A 15,214-nucleotide genomic window follows, 5' to 3' on the forward strand; every position below is an offset into this window, starting at 1 on the left:
GGGCCTGGCCTCCTCTAGGGTAGGCTTGGGGCCATGCACGAGGCCCTGCTTTTCCTCCATAACCTGGTGCGCTGGTTCGTCCTGGCCTTTGGCCTCCTGGCCCTTTGGCGCCCCGGGGCTAAGGAAGGAGCCTTCTTCGCCCACACCCTCACCCTGCAGGTGGGGCTGGGGCTCATCCTGGCCTTCCTTAGCCCCCTCTTCCAAGGGGCCTTGGCCAATCTGGAAGCGGCGATGCAAACCCCAGGCGAGGCCCGCTACTTCGTGGCCGAGCACTGGGTGGGGGGGCTTGTCGCCCTAGGTCTGGCCCACGCCGGGCTTGCCCAGGCCCGGAAGGGAAAACCCCGGGCCCGGCTCTTCTTCGCCTTGGCCTTGGCGCTCGTAATCCTTTCCATTCCCTGGTTCCGGCCCCTTCTTAGGCTTTAGCCCGGGAGCTCGGCTACCCGGAGGAGGAAGGAGGGGAAGGCTAGGGGGGCGATGTGGGCTCCTGGGACCAGGACCTGGACCTCCTGGTAACCCTCAGGGGAGGGGGAGCGAAACACGTGAAGCCGCTTACCCTCCAGGTCCAGCACCCAAAACTCGAGGACCCCATGGCGGGCATATAGGGGTGCTTTGACCTCGAGGTCATAAGCTAAGGAAGCCTCCGCCACGTCAACCAGGAGGAGGATATCTTCGGAGCCGGGGTGCGCTTCCTGGTAGAGGTTAGGCCGTGGCTGCAAGAGGGCCAAGTCCGGCTGGGGCTCGCTGAAAGGGCTAAGGCGCACAGGATCTTGGACGGCGATGAGGCAGACCCCCTCCATCTCTAGGGGCGTGAAGAGGCGGCGAAGGCGCCGCACGGCGGCGGCATGGCGGCTACCGATGGGGCTCATTTCCCAAACCTCCCCTTCCAGAAGCTCTACCCGGTCGTCTTCCCCCAGGAGGCCCGCTTGGGCCATCCGGTGGAACTCCTCCACGGTGAACCGCTTGCGCACGGGGGTCATGGTCTCATCTTAGGGCGGGGGGCTTTCCCCTAGATAGGCCACCGCGGCGTACCCCACCACCCGGCTTGGGTCATGGGAGGCCTCGGCGCTGGTGGCGTAGGCCAGGAGCTTCGGGCGCCACCCCAGGCTCCTGGCCAAGGCGGTGAGGGTGGCCCAGGGAAGGTGGCCGCAGGCCTCCCCTTGGGCCACCCCTTCCACATCCAGGGCCAAGGCCCTTTCCAGGGTCCTTTGATCCCGCTTTCGGGCCACGGGGTCAGGGTGGTAGTGGGAGAGGTCGCTGGAGGCCACCACCAAATCCCCCTCCCTAAGCTCCGGGAGCAGGGCCTCGGCCACCTCCTTTGGGCTTGTTTCCCCGAAGAGAAGGGGCAGGATAGGCGTACCCGGCAAGGCCACTTGGAGGAAGGGGAGGAGGACCTCGAGGCTATGCTCCTCCAAGAAGGGCTCCTCGTAGGTTAAAAAGGGCGGGCCCTTCTCCATAAGCCTTCTTCCCCCTTCCAGGTCCACCGCCACCTCCCCCAAGGGGGTGGCCCAGGCGCGGTAAGGGTAGAAGGCCACGCCGAAAAAGGGCACAAAATGGCTGGGCCCCAGGAGGAATACCCTCCCCGCCCTTCCCTGCCAGGCGGAAAGGGTCCTAAAGCCCTCCGCCGCCACCCTTCCCGAGTAAACATAGCCGGCATGGGGGGAAAGAAGGCCCCTTATCCCCGGGTCAGGGGAGGACCGGGCTCTTTGTAGAAGCCCCTCCACCTCCTGCCTTAGGCGTTCCGCCTCCTTGGGGTAGAAGTAGCCGGCCACCGCCGGCGGCCTCACCAGGTCCATACCCCAGGAATCCCCCTCCCGCACCCCGGGCAGACCCCCGGGACCTCCCAAAGGGGCTCCACCCGAAAGCCGAGGCGGCGGATGAGGAGCCTGCCGCAGTCCGGGCAACGAGTGGAGCTTCGCTCCTCGTCCAGGACGTTGCCCACGTACACAAACTTAAGCCCTTCCTCCTTGGCGATCTCGTAGGCCCGCACCAGGGTGGTGTGCCGGGTGGGCCTCAGGTCCAGCATGCGGTAGTCGGGATGGGCGGCGGTGAGGTGCCAGGGGATTTCGGGGGAAAGCCCCTTGAGGAATCGGGCCATGGCCCGCACCTCCTCGGGGGCGTCGTTGTAGCCCTCCAGGAGGAGGGTGGTCACCTCCACCCAGACCCCTTGGGCCATCAGGTGCTCGAGGCTCTCCAAAACCGGCTTGAGCCGGGCCCCACAGATCTTCCGGTAGAACGCCTCCGTGAAGCCCTTCAGGTCCACGTTGGCGGCATCCAGATAGGGCCGGATGTAGTCCCAGGCCTCCTTGGTTTCAAAGCCGCTGGTGACGAAGACGTTTTTCATGCCCCGTTCCTTGGCGAGCCGTGCGGTGTCGTGGGCGTACTCAATCCAGACGGCGGGCTCGTTGTAGGTGTAGGCGATTAGCCGCACCCCCAGGGCCTCGGCCTCCTCTACGATGGCCTCCGGGGGCCAGTCCTCCCCGATGGGCCGGTCCAGGTAGCCTTCCTCCGTTACCTTGAACTCCCGGAACTGGGAGATCTGCCAGTTCTGGCAAAAGGCGCAGAAGAGGTTGCACCCCACGGTGCCCAGGGAAAGGATTCCCTCCCCGGGGTGGAAGTGGTAAAGGGGCTTCTTCTCCACCGGGTCCAGGTGAAGGGCGGCCGCCTTGCCGTAGGTCACCAGGTACAGCCTGCCCCCGAAGTTGCGCCTAACCCCGCATTTGCCTGCCTGTCCTGGGGCGATGGCGCAAAAGTGGGCGCAGGCCCGGCACTGCACGTACCCCTTGGGTAGGGGGCGTTTCAGGTCCGCTTCCCTGAGGGTAGCCGTCAGCGTCATTTCATACGCTTCTCATCCCATGATACCACGTTAGGGCTTTAGACTGAATCCGTGCCGCCTTTTCCCCCCAGGGAGGAAAGGGACTTTGCCTCCCTCGTTCCCAAGGAGGTGCTCCGCCGGGGGCTGGCCTACTACCAGGAGGGCCGGGTGCTTAGGGTCTTCCGTGTGGGGGAGAGGATTGTGGGCCTGGTGCAGGGTTCGGCGGAGGTGCCTTACCAGGTGGAGGTGGGACCTGGGCTTGTGGGCCGGTGCACCTGCCCCTATCCCGATTTTCCCTGCAAGCATGCGGCGGCGCTTCTTTATGCCTACGTGGAGGGAAGGGTACCCGACCTTGCGCCCCTTATAGAGGCCCTAACGCCCGATGAGGCCAAGGACCTTTTGCAAAGGCTCGCCCAGATTCCCGAGGTGGCCTTTTATCTGGCGGAGGCCTTAGCCCCAGGGAGGGCCTTTATGGAGGGGGTAAGGCACCTGCGCCGGGCCTTCCGGATGGGGGGAGGGGAGGCGGAGGCTAAGGCCCTCCTCCTGCGCCTGGACCGGGTGGGAAGGGAGGAGGTGGAGGCCTATCTGGAGGTGCTGCTGGAAGCCCCCTTTGACCCGGAGCCCTATCTGAAAGCGGCCTTGGAGCGCTATCTGGCCCTTTCCCCTAGGCTTTCCTTCCTCCTTGGCCTTTACCTGAAACACCCTTCTGAGGCTTTGCGGGAGGCCTTCTTACGGGCGGGAGAGAGGGAGGCGGAGGAAGCCCTCCGCCTTCTAAGGGGGCAGGATGCTTGGGGGCTGAAGCGGGGGCTTAGGGCCGAGCTTCTCTTCCACCTGGGGTGGGTGGAGGAGGGGCTTGCCGCCTTGCGGGAGGGGCTTGAGGGGGTGGAGGACTACCTCCATCTGGTGAACCGGCTCCTCTCCTTGGGGCGGTTGGCGGAGGCCCTAAAGTATGCGGAGGAGGCCCGGGACTGGTTCGGCAAGGACCCCAGGCTCCTGCCCCTTTTGGACCTTTTGGTGGCCCACCGGGGGTTTCCTGAGGATCACAGGGCCCGGTTTGGGGTCCAGCCGAACCTCGAGGACTACCTGGCCTTGAAGGCCAAGCTGGGCCGGGAGTTTTTTGCGGAGCGGAAGGCCCTTCTGCGCCGGGTGCAAGACCCGGCCCTCCTGGCCCGCATCCACCTCTTGGAGGAGGACTGGAAGGCCCTGGACCGCCTGTTGAAGAGCACCCCGCCGGAGGCCTACCCCCGCCTGGCGGAGGCCCTGGAGGAAGGGCTTCCCGAGGAGGCCAAGAGGCTTTACCGGGAGGCGGCCAGGCTCCAGGTGGCCCAGGGAACCCGCAAGGCTTACCAGGAGGCGGCAAGACTCCTCCTGCGCCTTTCCCGCTTGGACCCCAAGGCGGGCAAGGAGGAGGCTTTGGCCATGGTCCTGGCCTACCCCAGGCGGCCTGCCCTAAGGGAGGAGCTTGCCCCCTTACTAGACTAAGGAGTCATTGGGAAAATCTGTCCGAGCGGAGAAGGCCAGAGGCCTACCTCTTTTCCTCGGGCAGGATGCGAAAGGGCTCCTCCTGCCGGCCAGGAAGCCCTCTATAGGGTTCCCCACCCCGCTTGAGGGGTAGTCCACTGCCGCAACAACCCACCAACAGGGAGCGCCTTTGGGAATACACGGCCGTGTAGGTATAGCCATTCTTGCACCGTGTCCAGCATATTTGCTCCCGTTCCTGTTCCACGAAGTGCCCGGAGAACGGAGGCAGGGCCAATATGCACCAGAAGCTAAAGGAACAGTACTCAAAACCCGTGTTTCTCCAAAGGGTATACCGGCACTCGCTGTGCACTATCTCGTCGCACTCCCTTGCCAAGATGGGCAGGAACCAGGAGGAGGGAGGGGTGGAGGGGGCTAGTGGGGGAGTAAGAGATAGCCTGAGGGTTGGTTTGGCCTTAGCCTCAGGTGGATAGCGTAGAGTATTGCAAATATTGCAGCAGCCGGCATGCCTTTGGCGCCTCTCCTCCTCGTAGAAGGGGTCTCCTAGCCGGCGCCCGAGGATATCCTCGTACCAGCAGAGGCGGGAGCACTTCGTTACGTTGAAGCGGCTCAAGCACTGGTAGGGGGTGTGGTCGCCGTAACAAAAAGGAGGTCCTCCGCAGGTGCTTCCCGCATCCGTGCACCGCCAAGGATTGCACCGCTTGATTATCCAGCTGCCCATTTCAGGGCTGGCAGACACCGGGGTGAGGCTTGGGGGAGAGGCAAGAGAAAAGGTAAGCCAGGCGCTTAGGAGAGCGCTCAACAAAGCTACCAGCTTGCCCATAAAATTACCTCCTTGAAAAAGGACTACAAAAAGGGCATATATTCCATCGTAGTACAACCCACATTCCAGCTGGGAAAGGTCTTTCGGGCACTCCCCCTGTGCCAACCCTTTTTCAAGGACAAAACCCCACGGATCCGCGAAAATGACCCCATGGACCGTTTTCCCTGGGTGGAGGTCTTCCGGGGGCTGGCCATCTTGGAGGTGGTCCTCCACCACGTGACGGGCCGTTTCCTGCGGGAGCTTTCCCCGGGAAGTCTGGAATGGCACTTCCTGGCGGCGGCGAACCGCACCCTGCACTTTGCCGTGCCCGCCTTCCTCTTCATGACCACCCTGGTCCTGGGGGCAAGCTTCCTAAGGGAGTTCCGCCTGGGTCGGTACCTTAGGAACCGCGCTTTGCGCCTTCTTTGGCCTTACCTCCTCTGGAGCGGGGTGTACCTGGCCTTCCGTTACTGGGATTACGGCATCTTCCAGCCCGAGCGCCTTCTTCACCAGCTCCTTTGGGGAAAGGCCTACTTTCACCTCTACTTCCTGGCGGTGGCCCTGCAGCTTACCCTTCTCCTCCCCCTTTTCCTCCCTCTCCTCAGGCGGAGGCCCCACGGCCTGGTGTTCCTCCTTCTAGGGGTAGGGCTCGCCTTGGGGGTTTACTTCCTGAACCGCCACTACCGCTTTTTGCCCTACCCGGGAAGCTTCGTCCTCTGGTACACCCCGGCCATCGCCTTGGGGCTTTACCTGGCAAGCCGCCTCGAGGTTCTACCCCGCCTTCTCCGCTTTTGGCCTATAGCCCTTTTGCTGGCGGGAGTGGGGCTTTGGGGGTATCTGCCCCTAGCCTTGGAGGTGCTTAAGCGCCTTCCTGTGAACACCTTCCACTACCAGGCCTTCCACTGGCTGTACACCACGGGCATGGCCTTCCTCCTCCTGGCCCTGGCCTACGCCTTGGCCCGCACTCCCTTGTGGACCCCTGGCCTTTTTGGGCCGGTACTCCTTGCAGATCTACCTGGTCCACCCCATGGTGGTGCGCCTTTTGGAAAAGTACCCGGCCTTTCCCGAGCCCTTGGGCCTTAAGCTCGCCTTTGCCATCTACCTAGCCTTGGCCCTTTTCCTCCCCCTTTCCCTGGCCCACCTCCTGGCGAGGGCCAGGGTATCCCCCGCCCTTTTTGGTCGATGAGGGTCCTTGTGGTTTGGCTCTTGGTCCTGGTCCTGGGCCTGTTCTGGGGTCTGCGGCCGCCAAGCCCTGGGCTGAAGAGGGTGGAGGGGGGTGTGGTCTATGGGCGGGACGGCCTTAGGCTGTTCGCCCAAGTATGCCTCCCGCAAGGGGCCACGGACCGGGCGGTGATCCTGGTGCCCGGGGGGTTTGGTCCCCCTACCGTGGAGATGGAAAGGAGGTGCCGCCTCTATGCGGAGAAGGGGGTGGTGGCCTTGGTGCCCCACCTCAGAGGCCGGGGGAAAAGTGAGGGTAAGGTGACCGGTTGCCTAAAGGAAGCCGAGGACTTGGCCCTTCTGGCCCGCCTCCTGCCCAGGCTGGGGGTAAGGCGTTATGCCTTCGCCGGTTACTCCTTGGGGGCCTGCGTGGCCCTAAAGGCGGCGGCCCTGGAGGGAAGGGCCAGGGGTGTGGCCTTCGTCATCGGTCCCGTGGACTTTGCCGAGCAGGTGGGGATCCTTAGGAAAACCCGTCCCGATGCTTTAGCGCTGGCAAGAGGTCTTCGGTGGGCTTCCGGAGGACTGTCCGGACTGCTACGTAAGGCAGACCCCCCTGCCCCACGCGGCCCGCCTTGGGGCCCCCCTTCTCATCCTGCAGGCGGGCAACGACCCCCTTATTCCCCCCACGCAGGCCTGCCGCCTAAGGGATGTGCGGGAGGAAGCCGGCCGCAAGGTGCACCAGGTGGCCCTCACCCGGGAAGGCCGTCCCTGGACCCTACCCCTCACCAAGGGCCGGGCCTGCCTCAGGCCCACGGGGTTTGGCCCCTTGGAGGAGGACCATCTGGTCCTCTTCCCCAACCTCCACCATGCGGTGGTTCCCGCCATGGAGGCCCTGGTGGAGCGGTTTGTCCTGGCCTGGCTCCGCTAAGGGTCCAAAAGGGGTATGGCCTGGGCCAGCATCCGTTCAATAAGAGCTTTTAGGGCTTCCGCTTCCTCCTCCGTGTAGGCGTGAACTTCCACAGGAAGGCCCTTGAAGGCCCTTCGCACCAGGCGGTGGAGGTCATGGCGGGTAGGGCCCCGGTAGATGAGGAGAAGGTCCACGTCGCTTCCCGGTAACGCTCGGCCCGTGGCCCAGGAACCGAAGAGGTAGGCCTTTCGCAGGGGAACTTCCGTTCTTAAGGATTCAAGCCCCTCCTTGAGGCGCTCCAGAATCTCCTCCTGGGTCCAAGGGGGGAAGAAGACCTTTACAGAACGCATAGATTTCCTCCGCATGGCTTAGAAGCCTTTCGGCCTCAGGGCGCCGGTAACGCTCAAAGGGGGCTCCTTCGGGGAGGGCATCGGGATGGCGGGTCGGAATATAGGCCTTGTCCAGCTCGCTAGCTCCGTCCAGGAGGGACTCGCTTACGGGGTGCTGCTTAGCTAGCTCCTCCAAAAGGCCCAGCACCGAGGGCCCCCAGGCTACGGCTCCTAGGTGCTGAAAGACGGCCTTAAGGGCTTTTTCTGCTGCTTGCTGGGCAGAAGAAGGCGGCCCACTCGTAAAACCCCTTTTCCAAGGCGAAGCGGGCGTGTTCCAGGTCTCTATAAAGTCCCGGCTTCGCTCCACAAAGGCAGTATAGTCTATCCCGATTGACAAGCCGAGGAGCTTGCCGCATAGTAAACCTTGCGGCCATACCTTGGAGGGTTGGCCGAGCGGTTGAAGGCGGCGGTCTTGAAAACCGCTGTGGGCCTCGAGCCCACCGGGGGTTCGAATCCCTCACCCTCCGCCAAAAGGCTTGGAGAGGTGGCCGAGTGGTCGAAGGCGGCACCCTGCTAAGGTGTTGTACCGGGAAAACCGGTACCGCGGGTTCGAATCCCGCCCTCTCCGCCAAAGGGCCCGGTCTAAGACCGGGCTAAAGTTTTGCCCATGTGGGCCTTGCCCTTGCCCCCTCTAAAGCCCTGCCGCTTCCTGGGAAGGAAAAACCGCTTTCTGGTGGAGGCGGACGTGGGGCCCTTGCACCTCCCAAACTCTGGGCGGATGGCGGAGCTCCTCCTTCCCGGAGCCCCTTGCTTTTACCATCCCAGGCCCACCCGCAAGACGGTGGGCCGGATGGTCCTGGTGGAAAGCCAGGGGGTCTTGGTGGGGGTGGATGCCTCCTTGGCCAACCGTCTCCTGGAGTTGCTTTTGAAGGAAGGGTTTTTCGGCTCCCTTGCGGATCTGAGAAAAGAGGTGCGCTTTGGGGGGGAGAGGCTGGACTTCTCCGCCCGGATTGGGGATAAGGAAGCCCTTTTGGAAGCCAAAAACTGTAACCGGGTGGAGGAGGACCTGGCCCTTTTCCCCGATGCCCCTACCCCTCGAGGGGCCCGGCACCTTAGGCTTCTTTCCGCCTTCGCCCGGAATGGGGGGCTAGCCTATGCGGTCTGGATGGTGCAACATCCCCTGGCCCAGGCCTTTGCCCTGGACCCGGAGGATGGGTTCCTATACCGAGCGGCCCGGGAAGCGGAGGAGGCGGGGGTGAGGCTTCTGGCCTTTCGCGTGCGCCCCGCCTTGGAAGCCCTCCATCTGGAAGGGGAGCTTCCCTGGGTTTGGCTACCCCCCAAGGAGAATCTGGAAGGCCACCATCAGGGCCACGGCTAGGGTGAGCACCGTGGCTACGCCTTCCGCCTTGGCCTCCCTTAGGGCTTCGGGGAGGATTTCCGCCGCCACCATCCAGATCATGGCCCCGGCAGCGAAGCCTAGGCCCACCGGCAAGGCGGGCTTAAAGAGTTCCACAAAGAGAAAGGCGGGCACGGCCATGAGGGGCTGGGGCAGGCTGGAGAACACGCTCCAAAGGGCAGCGCCCAAGACGCTCACACCCCGGGGGATCAAGACCAGGCTGATGGCCAGTCCTTCGGGGATGTTGTGCACGGCGATGGCCAGGGTGATGAAAACCCCCAAGGCCTCCCCGCCCCCGAAGGCCACCCCTACCCCGATCCCCTCGGCGAAGGAGTGCAGGGTCATGATGCCCACCATCATGAGGGCCTTGCGGGCATCCAGGCCGTTTAGGGTACCAAAGCTCACCTCCCGGCCATGGAGGAAGCCATGGGAAATCTGGATAAAGAAAAGGCCCAGCACCACCCCCAAGAGGGTACGGCCCAGGTGGTAGTGCACCCCCTCGTAGATGAGGCCGAAGCTGGCGGCCAGCATAAGCCCAGCGGCAGCGGCGTTGGCCAGGCCTAGGTGGTGGGCAAGGATCCTTCGGGTGAAGACGAAGGGAATGGCCCCTAGACCGGTGGCGATGGCGGTGAGAAGGGCGTACAGGAAGACGGCCCAAGGGGAGATGGATAGAGGTTCCATGGCCTTGATATTACTGCAAGTGATTACTGTTAGCAATAAGCCAATCCCGGACCACCCGGGCCACCGCTTCCCGGTCCCGGTCCAAGAGGAGGTCATGCCCGCTTTCCGGGAAGACCAGGTAGTCCTTTCTTGGGCTTCCCAAAAGGGCGTGGTAGCCCCGTACCCCTGCGGGGGCCACCACCTTGTCCCGGCCCGCCTCGATCACCATGGCCTTGGCCTGCACCCTGGGCAGGACCTCGGGGGTGCGGCGCATTAAGGCCAGAAGCTGAAGCAGGGCCCGGGTGGGGAAGTAGGGGTAGTTGGGGTTCTGCCCTTTAAGCTCGGGGTCCTGGATGGAGTCGGGGCCAGGAAAACGGGGGATGAGCCAGGCCAAGAGGGGAGCCAGGGGGGCAAGGGGGTGCTTGAGGGCCAGGGCTGGGGCCAGGGCCACCAGGGCCTGGGTGGGGTTTTCTGCGGCCAGGTGGGCGGCCAGGAGGGCGCCCATGGAAAGGCCCACCACCCCTCGAGGCTCGGGTAGCTTCTGGTATGCCTCCTGGGCCACCGCCAGCCAGTCCTGCCAGCGCACCCGAAGAAGGTCCTCTGGCCGGGTGCCATGGCCTGGCAGGGCCGGTTGAACCACGGTAAAACCGGCCTCCCGCAACACCCGGGGTAAGGGGCCCAGGGTGAGGACGGGGTGGGAGGTAAAGCCGTGGAGCAAGAGGAGATGCATACCTAAGGATACCCCGCCTGGACGTTGGGGAGGGGGCATGGTAAAACGGGAAGGAATGCTGGGTGAGCCCTCAGGTTATCTCGGCCAACCGCAAGGCTATCTTGAAGGTAACCTTGCAGAGTTTCCCTTCGTGGCCCTGGCGGGGGCTTTGATGAGCACCGGGCGCACGGGAAGGCTTCTGGTCCGTACCCCTTACCTGGAGGGAGAGGTTTTTTTGCGGGGTGGCCAGGTGGTCCACGCCCGGGTCTGGTCAGGGGAAAAGGGCCTGGAGGGAGAGGAGGCCCTGGACCTGCTTTCCGGTCTCAAACGGGCACCCTACCGCTTTGAGCCCGAGGTTTTGCCACCCCACACCACCTTGTTGGGAGGGCTTGCGGTACCCGCCCGCCTGGCGGAGGCCGAGGCTCAGTGGCAGGGGCTTTCCCTACCCTCCGACTGGGGGTACGTCCTGCGTCTGCCCACCAAGGGAGGCCAGGTGGAGCTTGGCCCCGAGGCCTTGCGGGTTCTGGCCCAGGTGGAGGGGAAGCGCATGGTGGAGGTGCTCCTGGCCCCCGGGGTGTTGCGCTTGGCCCGCATCCTGCACACCCTATTGCAGATGGGGGTCCTGGAGGCGGTGCCCTTGGTGGAGGTGCCGCCCGCTTCCCTTTTGGTCCTTCCCATCTACGGCCCTGGGTCAGGGGTAGCCTATGTGGACGAGTCCCTTTACGCCGAGTGGGCCCGGGCCATCCGCCATGCCTTCCGCCTTCGCCTAAAGCGCCTCGAGGCCCTGATGGAAGTGCGGCCCAGGCCCAATATCCCGGGGCGGCTGGGCCTATTGGAGGAGGATCTCAAGCGCCTCCGCCTCAGGCGGGGGGATAGGGTAGAGGTGGTGCCGGAGGTATAGCCATGGATATCCTGACCCTAAACGAGTATCTCAACCGGATCGTATACGGCTTCCCCATGAAGCTTTTCTTTTTGCTGGTGGGAGCTTACCTGGTCATCTTCCAGATCCGCTGGTTTAGCGCCCCCTTGCGAATGATCCGGGTTTCCTTCAGCGAGACCCTGGGGGCCATCCGCGAGCGTACCTATGGCTTTGGCGGCCAGATTACCCCCTTCCAGGCCACCATGGTGGCCCTCTCCGCCACGGTGGGCACGGGGCACCTTTTGGGCATGCTGGCGGCGGTGCTCATAGGGGGTCCGGGGGCGGTCTTTTGGATGTGGCTGGGCTACTTTTTTGGTGCAGGTAGCAAGTTTGCCGAGGCCACCTTGGCGGTGCACTTCCGCCGCCGCTTTGCCGATGGGTCGGTTTCTGGCGGGCCCATGTACTACCTGTACCGGGGTCTTCCCAGGCTCCGCTTTCTGGCCTATTTCTTCGCCTTCTTCGCCGCGGTGGCCGCCTTTGGCATTGGCAACCTCTCCCAGGCCGGGGCGGTGGGGGGGGCTCTGGCCCCTTTAGGGGCGCCACCGGCTTTGGTGGGCCTTTTCCTGGCCCTCCTGGTGGGGGTGGTGCTGGGTGGGGGCATCGTGCGGGTGGCCCGGTTCGCCCAGGTGGTGGTACCCTTAAAGCTTCTCCTTTTCCTGGTGGCGGTGGTGCCCCTATTGGTGCTTTACGGGGCCCAGATCCCCGAGGCCTTGGCCCTGGTCTTCCGGGCGGCCTTCAGCCCGGAGGCGGCCTTGGGGGGAGCGGCGGGCTATAGCCTCTTCGCCGCCATCAACGCCGGGCTGGGCCGGGGCATCTTCGCCAACGAGGCGGGCTTGGGCTCTGCGCCCATCGCCCACGCCCAGGCCCAGGTGGACCACCCGGTGCGCCAGGGCTTCTGGGGGGTTACGGAGATGTTCATAAGCTTCCTGGTCACGAGCCTTACCGCCCTCACCTTCCTCGCCTCCGGGCTTTGGCGGGAGGGGGGGAGTGCGGCCGAGGCCGCCAGCGCCCTCTTCCAAGCCCATCCCCTGGGCGGGTTTATCCTGGCCGTGACCGTGGCGGTCTTCGCCCTAGGAACCATGGTTTCCTGGGGCTTTTACGGGGAAGAGGCGGCGGCCTTTCTCTTCGGCGAGGGGATCCGCTGGCCCTACCGCCTCACCTTTGCCGTCTTGGCCTTCGTGGGGCCTTTGGGGGGCCTCGAGGCCTTCTTGGCCATCTCCGACACCCTAAACGGCTTTATGGCTATCCCCAACCTCCTGGGCCTCCTCCTCCTGGGGCCGGTGGTGGGCCGTTTGGTCTACGGCTTCTTCCGGGGTGAGCCCTGGATACCGCCCCGCTGACCCACGCCCCCAAGGGGCTCTTGCGGGGGCTGGGCCTGGGTTCAATGGAATAGCGCCCGTATGGCCCTTTCCAGCTCTTCCCCCGTTTTGCGGTCCAGGGTGAGCTTGACCTTCAGGGCCACCCGGAGGGCTTCCTCCTCGAGGCTCTCCCGGCTTTGGCATCCCTCCAGCCGGGCTACAAAAGGTTCCGCTTTGGGGCCGAGCCGGGTCTTGAGGAGGCCCACCAGCTTCTGGCAAAGCTCCCTGGCGCCCTCCACGGGCAGGATCAGGCCCCGCTTGAGAAGGGCAGCCAGGATGACGTAGGCTTCCTCTCCCAGGCCGCTTTCCCGCATCACCTCCTCCTCGGTGCGCCGACCGTCGCAGAGGGTGTAGACCCGCCACTCCTCGGGGGTGGGCTTCCAGTCGGTCTCCGGAGGGTTGGGGTTACGGCGGAAGACCATGGCTACAAGGAGGCCACGATGGCGTCCACCAGGCGCAGGACCAGATAGACGAAGACCGCTCCCAAGAGGAGGATCAGGGAAAGCAGGAAGAGGAGAAGGCTACTGGGCTCGCTCCAGGTGAGGATCAGGACCACCAGGTAGGCCACGGCGAAGAAGACGATGAGCCCTAGCATCTGCCCGCCCCTTTCTCCCATGACCCCTCCGGGGATGGCCCGCTTCAGCCGGAAGCCGTAGAGGACGTTGTACGCCATTACCAGGAGACCTGCCAACAGCAAGAGCTTTTCCATGGCTCCATTTTAGCTGCTCCATTCCCGGATAGGTATAAGCTCACCCCCCTCAACGCTTTTGCGCACGGGGCGGTAGCGGGTGTCGAACCAGATTTCCAAGACTGCCCGGTCCAGGCTTTGGGGGGCCACGATTTCCTTGCGCACGTAATAGCCTCCCTCCACGGGGCTTATCTCCGTGGCTTTGGAGAGCCTGAGCTCCACCACCTCGCCGCTTTTTGTGCGCACCCGGACCCGGAAGGCCAAGGAGCCTTCGGGCTTCACGTGGGGGTCTTTGCGAAGGAACCACACCTTAGGCCTCCTTTAAATCCGCCACCCGGGCCCCTGTGAGGGCCAGGAGCTCTCCGGGGGTCAGGGAGAAGAGGGTGTTTGGCGTACCCCCTGCGGCCCAGACCCGGGGGTAAGCCAGAAGGTCCTCATCCAGAAAGGCGGGAAGGGGGGTTGGGTGCCCCACGGGGGGTACCCCGCCGATGGCGTAACCGGTAAGGAGGCGCACCTCCTCGGGGGTGGCCCGCCGGAGGGTCTCGCCCGCCGCCCTTTGGGCCTTGGAGAGGTCCAGGCGGTTTCGGCCGCTTACCAGAAAGAGATAGGGCCTGGTTCCCACAAAGATCAGGCTTTTTACGATCTGCCCCACATGGGCTCCCACGGCCTCAGCGGCCTCTTGGGCGGTGCGGGTGGAGGCGGGGAGCGCCACCACCCGCAGGTGGGCGTACCCCTTTTCCTCCAGGGCATGCTGTACCCTTTTTGCGGAAGGGGGAAGGCTCATAGGGCGTAGAGGAGTTCCGCCAGGAGGGCGGTGCGCCTGGGGATCTCCGAGACCACCACGTACTCGGTTTTCTGGTGGGCATCGCCCCCCAGGAGGCCGAGGCCATCCAGGGTGGGCACCCCCAAGGCGGCGGTGAAGTTCCCATCCGATCCCCCACCCACCCGCCCTGGGCGCAGGGAGAGGCCCAAGGCCTCGCCGATGGCCCTAGCCTTCTCAAAGAGGGCCAGGCTTTCCGCGGTGGGCTCCATGGGGGGGCGGTTTAGTCCCCCAGAAAGTTCCAGCCTAGCCCCAGGGAGGACAGGGGTCAGATGTTTTAGGCTTTCCTCCACCCGCTTCACCTCCTCTAGGGTCCAGGCCCTGAGGTCGATTTCCACCCAGGCCTCCTCCGCCACCACGTTGCTCACCGTACCCCCCGCCACCACGTTGGGGCCTAAGGTGGTGCCCTTCTCCCGATCCTCGAGGGCCGCCACCCTCACGATCTGATGGGCAAGCTCCAGGATGGCGTTCACCCCCTTTTCCGGCTCCACCCCCTGGTGGGCGGCCTTGCCCAGGGCCTTAAGGCGGTAGAGCCCCACCCCTTTTCGGGCCACCTTGGGATCCCCTTCCGCCGTGGGGGGCTCCAGGACCAAAACGGCCCGGGCCTTCTTCGCTGCCGCCTCAATCAGGGGCCGGCTTTCCTTGGAGCCGATTTCCTCGTCGGGGGTAAAGAGGATTTCCAAAGGGGGAAGCGTCCTTCCCGTGGCCTCCGCGTGGCGGAGGGCATAGAGCAGGGCGATAATACCCCCCTTCATGTCGTAGACCCCGGGGCCTACCGCCCGGTCCCTTTCCAGGCGGAAGGGCTCGGGGAAGCTTCCCTTAGGGTGGACGGTGTCGTAGTGGCAGAGGATGAGGACCGGGGCCCCATCCCCTTCCCGCTTCAAAAGGAGGATGGGGCCTAGGGGGGTATCCTTACGGGAAAGCCGCCCCTGGAGAGGCCCGAAGGCCTCTTCCAGGAAAGCGGCCGCTTCCTGAAGGCCCTTCGGGTCCTTGGAGGGGGATTCCCGGCGCACGAAGGCCTCGAGGTCCTTTAAAAACTCGGGTAGCTTTGCCTGCATCCAGGCTAGGGTTTCCATGGGCCCATTATGACCTAACCCTACGGGGCCTGGTGCCTCTGAACCTGGACAGACACATGTGAGACGCCAGATGGAATAAAAAGAGGGGAACCGACCCGTTG

Annotated in this window: 19 protein-coding genes and 2 tRNA genes; 9 read left to right on the forward strand and 12 right to left on the reverse strand. The window is 64.4% G+C overall.

Features of this window, described 5'->3' with window-relative positions:
* Positions 1-33 precede the first annotated feature (33 nt).
* On the forward strand, positions 34-423 hold the full coding sequence (locus tag DK874_RS06700; RefSeq protein WP_114313238.1) for a hypothetical protein: 390 nt from the start codon (positions 34-36) through the stop codon (positions 421-423).
* Here the strand turns inward: DK874_RS06700 and DK874_RS06705 are convergent.
* Genes DK874_RS06705 through amrS form a run of 3 tightly spaced genes read right to left on the reverse strand, consistent with a single transcriptional unit; the run spans position 420 to position 2,833 of the window.
* On the reverse strand, positions 420-977 hold the full coding sequence (locus DK874_RS06705) for a Uma2 family endonuclease (protein WP_114313239.1): 558 nt from the start codon (positions 975-977) through the stop codon (positions 420-422). The two genes, DK874_RS06700 and DK874_RS06705, sit on opposite strands and share 4 nt — an antisense overlap.
* A gap of 9 nt (positions 978-986) precedes the next feature.
* Complete coding sequence (amrB, locus tag DK874_RS06710) at positions 987-1,793, reverse strand: AmmeMemoRadiSam system protein B (protein ID WP_114313240.1); 807 nt, start codon at positions 1,791-1,793, stop codon at positions 987-989.
* A complete protein-coding gene (amrS, locus tag DK874_RS06715; RefSeq protein ID WP_114313241.1) occupies positions 1,781-2,833 on the reverse strand; it encodes an AmmeMemoRadiSam system radical SAM enzyme in 1,053 nt (350 codons plus the stop codon). Before amrS ends, amrB begins: the two co-directional genes overlap by 13 nt.
* Positions 2,834-2,884: 51 nt before the next feature.
* Here amrS and DK874_RS06720 point away from each other — a divergent pair, with 51 nt between their 5' ends.
* The 3 genes from DK874_RS06720 to DK874_RS11865 all read left to right on the forward strand — a co-directional run bounded on the left by DK874_RS06720 (position 2,885) and on the right by DK874_RS11865 (position 7,179).
* Positions 2,885-4,294 (forward strand): SWIM zinc finger family protein, encoded by a 1,410-nt coding sequence (locus DK874_RS06720; RefSeq protein ID WP_114313242.1) that lies wholly within the window; start codon positions 2,885-2,887, stop codon positions 4,292-4,294.
* A gap of 970 nt (positions 4,295-5,264) precedes the next feature.
* Complete coding sequence (locus DK874_RS06725; RefSeq protein WP_240307619.1) at positions 5,265-6,176, forward strand: acyltransferase; 912 nt, start codon at positions 5,265-5,267, stop codon at positions 6,174-6,176.
* A gap of 784 nt (positions 6,177-6,960) precedes the next feature.
* The gene (locus DK874_RS11865; RefSeq protein WP_240307620.1) at positions 6,961-7,179 is read left to right on the forward strand and encodes a hypothetical protein; all 219 of its coding nucleotides are present in this window, start codon (positions 6,961-6,963) and stop codon (positions 7,177-7,179) included.
* Here the strand turns inward: DK874_RS11865 and DK874_RS06735 are convergent.
* Positions 7,176-7,508, reverse strand: coding sequence for a nucleotidyltransferase domain-containing protein (locus tag DK874_RS06735; RefSeq protein ID WP_114313243.1), 333 nt, complete (start codon positions 7,506-7,508; stop codon positions 7,176-7,178). The genes DK874_RS11865 and DK874_RS06735 overlap by 4 nt on opposite strands.
* Positions 7,435-7,854, reverse strand: coding sequence for a HEPN domain-containing protein (locus DK874_RS06740; protein WP_240307621.1), 420 nt, complete (start codon positions 7,852-7,854; stop codon positions 7,435-7,437). The genes DK874_RS06735 and DK874_RS06740 overlap by 74 nt, the downstream gene beginning before the upstream one ends.
* 72 nt (positions 7,855-7,926) lie before the next feature.
* On the opposite strand from DK874_RS06740, the gene DK874_RS06745 reads away from it, so the two are divergent.
* From DK874_RS06745 to DK874_RS06755, 3 genes are all read left to right on the forward strand, one after another.
* Positions 7,927-8,017: transfer RNA gene (locus DK874_RS06745), tRNA-Ser, on the forward strand.
* A gap of 8 nt (positions 8,018-8,025) precedes the next feature.
* A tRNA-Ser gene (locus DK874_RS06750) sits at positions 8,026-8,118 on the forward strand.
* Positions 8,119-8,154: 36 nt separating this feature from the next.
* On the forward strand, positions 8,155-8,865 hold the full coding sequence (locus DK874_RS06755) for a DNA/RNA nuclease SfsA (RefSeq protein WP_114313244.1): 711 nt from the start codon (positions 8,155-8,157) through the stop codon (positions 8,863-8,865).
* On the opposite strand, the gene DK874_RS06760 is transcribed toward DK874_RS06755, so the two are convergent.
* Together DK874_RS06760 and DK874_RS06765 are read right to left on the reverse strand one after the other, a co-directional pair.
* Positions 8,818-9,564 carry a ZIP family metal transporter gene (locus DK874_RS06760; protein ID WP_114313245.1) on the reverse strand — a complete coding sequence of 249 codons (747 nt, stop codon included), beginning with the start codon at positions 9,562-9,564 and terminating at the stop codon, positions 8,818-8,820. The genes DK874_RS06755 and DK874_RS06760 overlap by 48 nt on opposite strands.
* A 10-nt stretch (positions 9,565-9,574) precedes the next feature.
* A complete protein-coding gene (locus DK874_RS06765; RefSeq protein WP_114313246.1) occupies positions 9,575-10,273 on the reverse strand; it encodes an alpha/beta hydrolase in 699 nt (232 codons plus the stop codon).
* Between the two features lie 55 nt (positions 10,274-10,328).
* Between DK874_RS06765 and DK874_RS06770 the strand changes: the two genes are divergently transcribed.
* Both DK874_RS06770 and DK874_RS06775 read left to right on the forward strand, forming a co-directional pair.
* Complete coding sequence (locus tag DK874_RS06770) at positions 10,329-11,153, forward strand: DUF4388 domain-containing protein (protein ID WP_114313275.1); 825 nt, start codon at positions 10,329-10,331, stop codon at positions 11,151-11,153.
* 2 nt (positions 11,154-11,155) lie between these two features.
* On the forward strand, positions 11,156-12,511 hold the full coding sequence (locus tag DK874_RS06775) for an alanine/glycine:cation symporter family protein (protein WP_114313247.1): 1,356 nt from the start codon (positions 11,156-11,158) through the stop codon (positions 12,509-12,511).
* 41 nt (positions 12,512-12,552) lie between these two features.
* Here the strand turns inward: DK874_RS06775 and DK874_RS06780 are convergent, their stop codons facing one another.
* The 5 genes from DK874_RS06780 to DK874_RS06800 are packed head-to-tail and all read right to left on the reverse strand — an operon-like array spanning position 12,553 to position 15,113.
* The gene (locus DK874_RS06780; RefSeq protein WP_114313248.1) at positions 12,553-12,951 is read right to left on the reverse strand and encodes a hypothetical protein; all 399 of its coding nucleotides are present in this window, start codon (positions 12,949-12,951) and stop codon (positions 12,553-12,555) included.
* A gap of 2 nt (positions 12,952-12,953) precedes the next feature.
* Entirely contained in the window at positions 12,954-13,238 is a 285-nt protein-coding gene (locus DK874_RS06785; RefSeq protein WP_114313249.1) for a hypothetical protein, read from the reverse strand.
* Positions 13,239-13,247: 9 nt separating this feature from the next.
* Entirely contained in the window at positions 13,248-13,526 is a 279-nt protein-coding gene (locus DK874_RS06790) for a hypothetical protein (RefSeq protein WP_114313250.1), read from the reverse strand.
* Position 13,527: 1 nt separating this feature from the next.
* Positions 13,528-14,001, reverse strand: a complete 474-nt coding sequence (locus DK874_RS06795) for a YbaK/EbsC family protein (RefSeq protein ID WP_114313251.1) — start codon at positions 13,999-14,001, stop codon at positions 13,528-13,530.
* Positions 13,998-15,113 (reverse strand): M20 family metallopeptidase, encoded by a 1,116-nt coding sequence (locus DK874_RS06800; protein ID WP_114313252.1) that lies wholly within the window; start codon positions 15,111-15,113, stop codon positions 13,998-14,000. The genes DK874_RS06795 and DK874_RS06800 overlap by 4 nt, the downstream gene beginning before the upstream one ends.
* Positions 15,114-15,214: the final 101 nt, after the last annotated feature.

The sequence above is a fragment of the Thermus caldifontis genome (assembly GCF_003336745.1).
Classification (GTDB): domain Bacteria; phylum Deinococcota; class Deinococci; order Deinococcales; family Thermaceae; genus Thermus; species Thermus caldifontis.

Coding starts and splice junctions, on each gene's coding strand:
- DK874_RS06700 (WP_114313238.1), top strand. CDS start 34: ATGCACGAGGCCCTGCTTTTCCTCCATAACCTGGTGCGCTGGTTCGTC.
- DK874_RS06705 (WP_114313239.1), bottom strand. CDS start 977: ATGACCCCCGTGCGCAAGCGGTTCACCGTGGAGGAGTTCCACCGGATG.
- amrB (WP_114313240.1), bottom strand. CDS start 1,793: ATGGACCTGGTGAGGCCGCCGGCGGTGGCCGGCTACTTCTACCCCAAG.
- amrS (WP_114313241.1), bottom strand. CDS start 2,833: ATGACGCTGACGGCTACCCTCAGGGAAGCGGACCTGAAACGCCCCCTA.
- DK874_RS06725 (WP_240307619.1), top strand. CDS start 5,265: ATGGACCGTTTTCCCTGGGTGGAGGTCTTCCGGGGGCTGGCCATCTTG.
- DK874_RS06735 (WP_114313243.1), bottom strand. CDS start 7,508: ATGCGTTCTGTAAAGGTCTTCTTCCCCCCTTGGACCCAGGAGGAGATT.
- DK874_RS06755 (WP_114313244.1), top strand. CDS start 8,155: ATGTGGGCCTTGCCCTTGCCCCCTCTAAAGCCCTGCCGCTTCCTGGGA.
- DK874_RS06760 (WP_114313245.1), bottom strand. CDS start 9,564: ATGGAACCTCTATCCATCTCCCCTTGGGCCGTCTTCCTGTACGCCCTT.
- DK874_RS06765 (WP_114313246.1), bottom strand. CDS start 10,273: ATGCATCTCCTCTTGCTCCACGGCTTTACCTCCCACCCCGTCCTCACC.
- DK874_RS06770 (WP_114313275.1), top strand. CDS start 10,329: ATGCTGGGTGAGCCCTCAGGTTATCTCGGCCAACCGCAAGGCTATCTT.
- DK874_RS06775 (WP_114313247.1), top strand. CDS start 11,156: ATGGATATCCTGACCCTAAACGAGTATCTCAACCGGATCGTATACGGC.
- DK874_RS06780 (WP_114313248.1), bottom strand. CDS start 12,951: ATGGTCTTCCGCCGTAACCCCAACCCTCCGGAGACCGACTGGAAGCCC.
- DK874_RS06785 (WP_114313249.1), bottom strand. CDS start 13,238: ATGGAAAAGCTCTTGCTGTTGGCAGGTCTCCTGGTAATGGCGTACAAC.
- DK874_RS06795 (WP_114313251.1), bottom strand. CDS start 14,001: ATGAGCCTTCCCCCTTCCGCAAAAAGGGTACAGCATGCCCTGGAGGAA.
- DK874_RS06800 (WP_114313252.1), bottom strand. CDS start 15,113: ATGGAAACCCTAGCCTGGATGCAGGCAAAGCTACCCGAGTTTTTAAAG.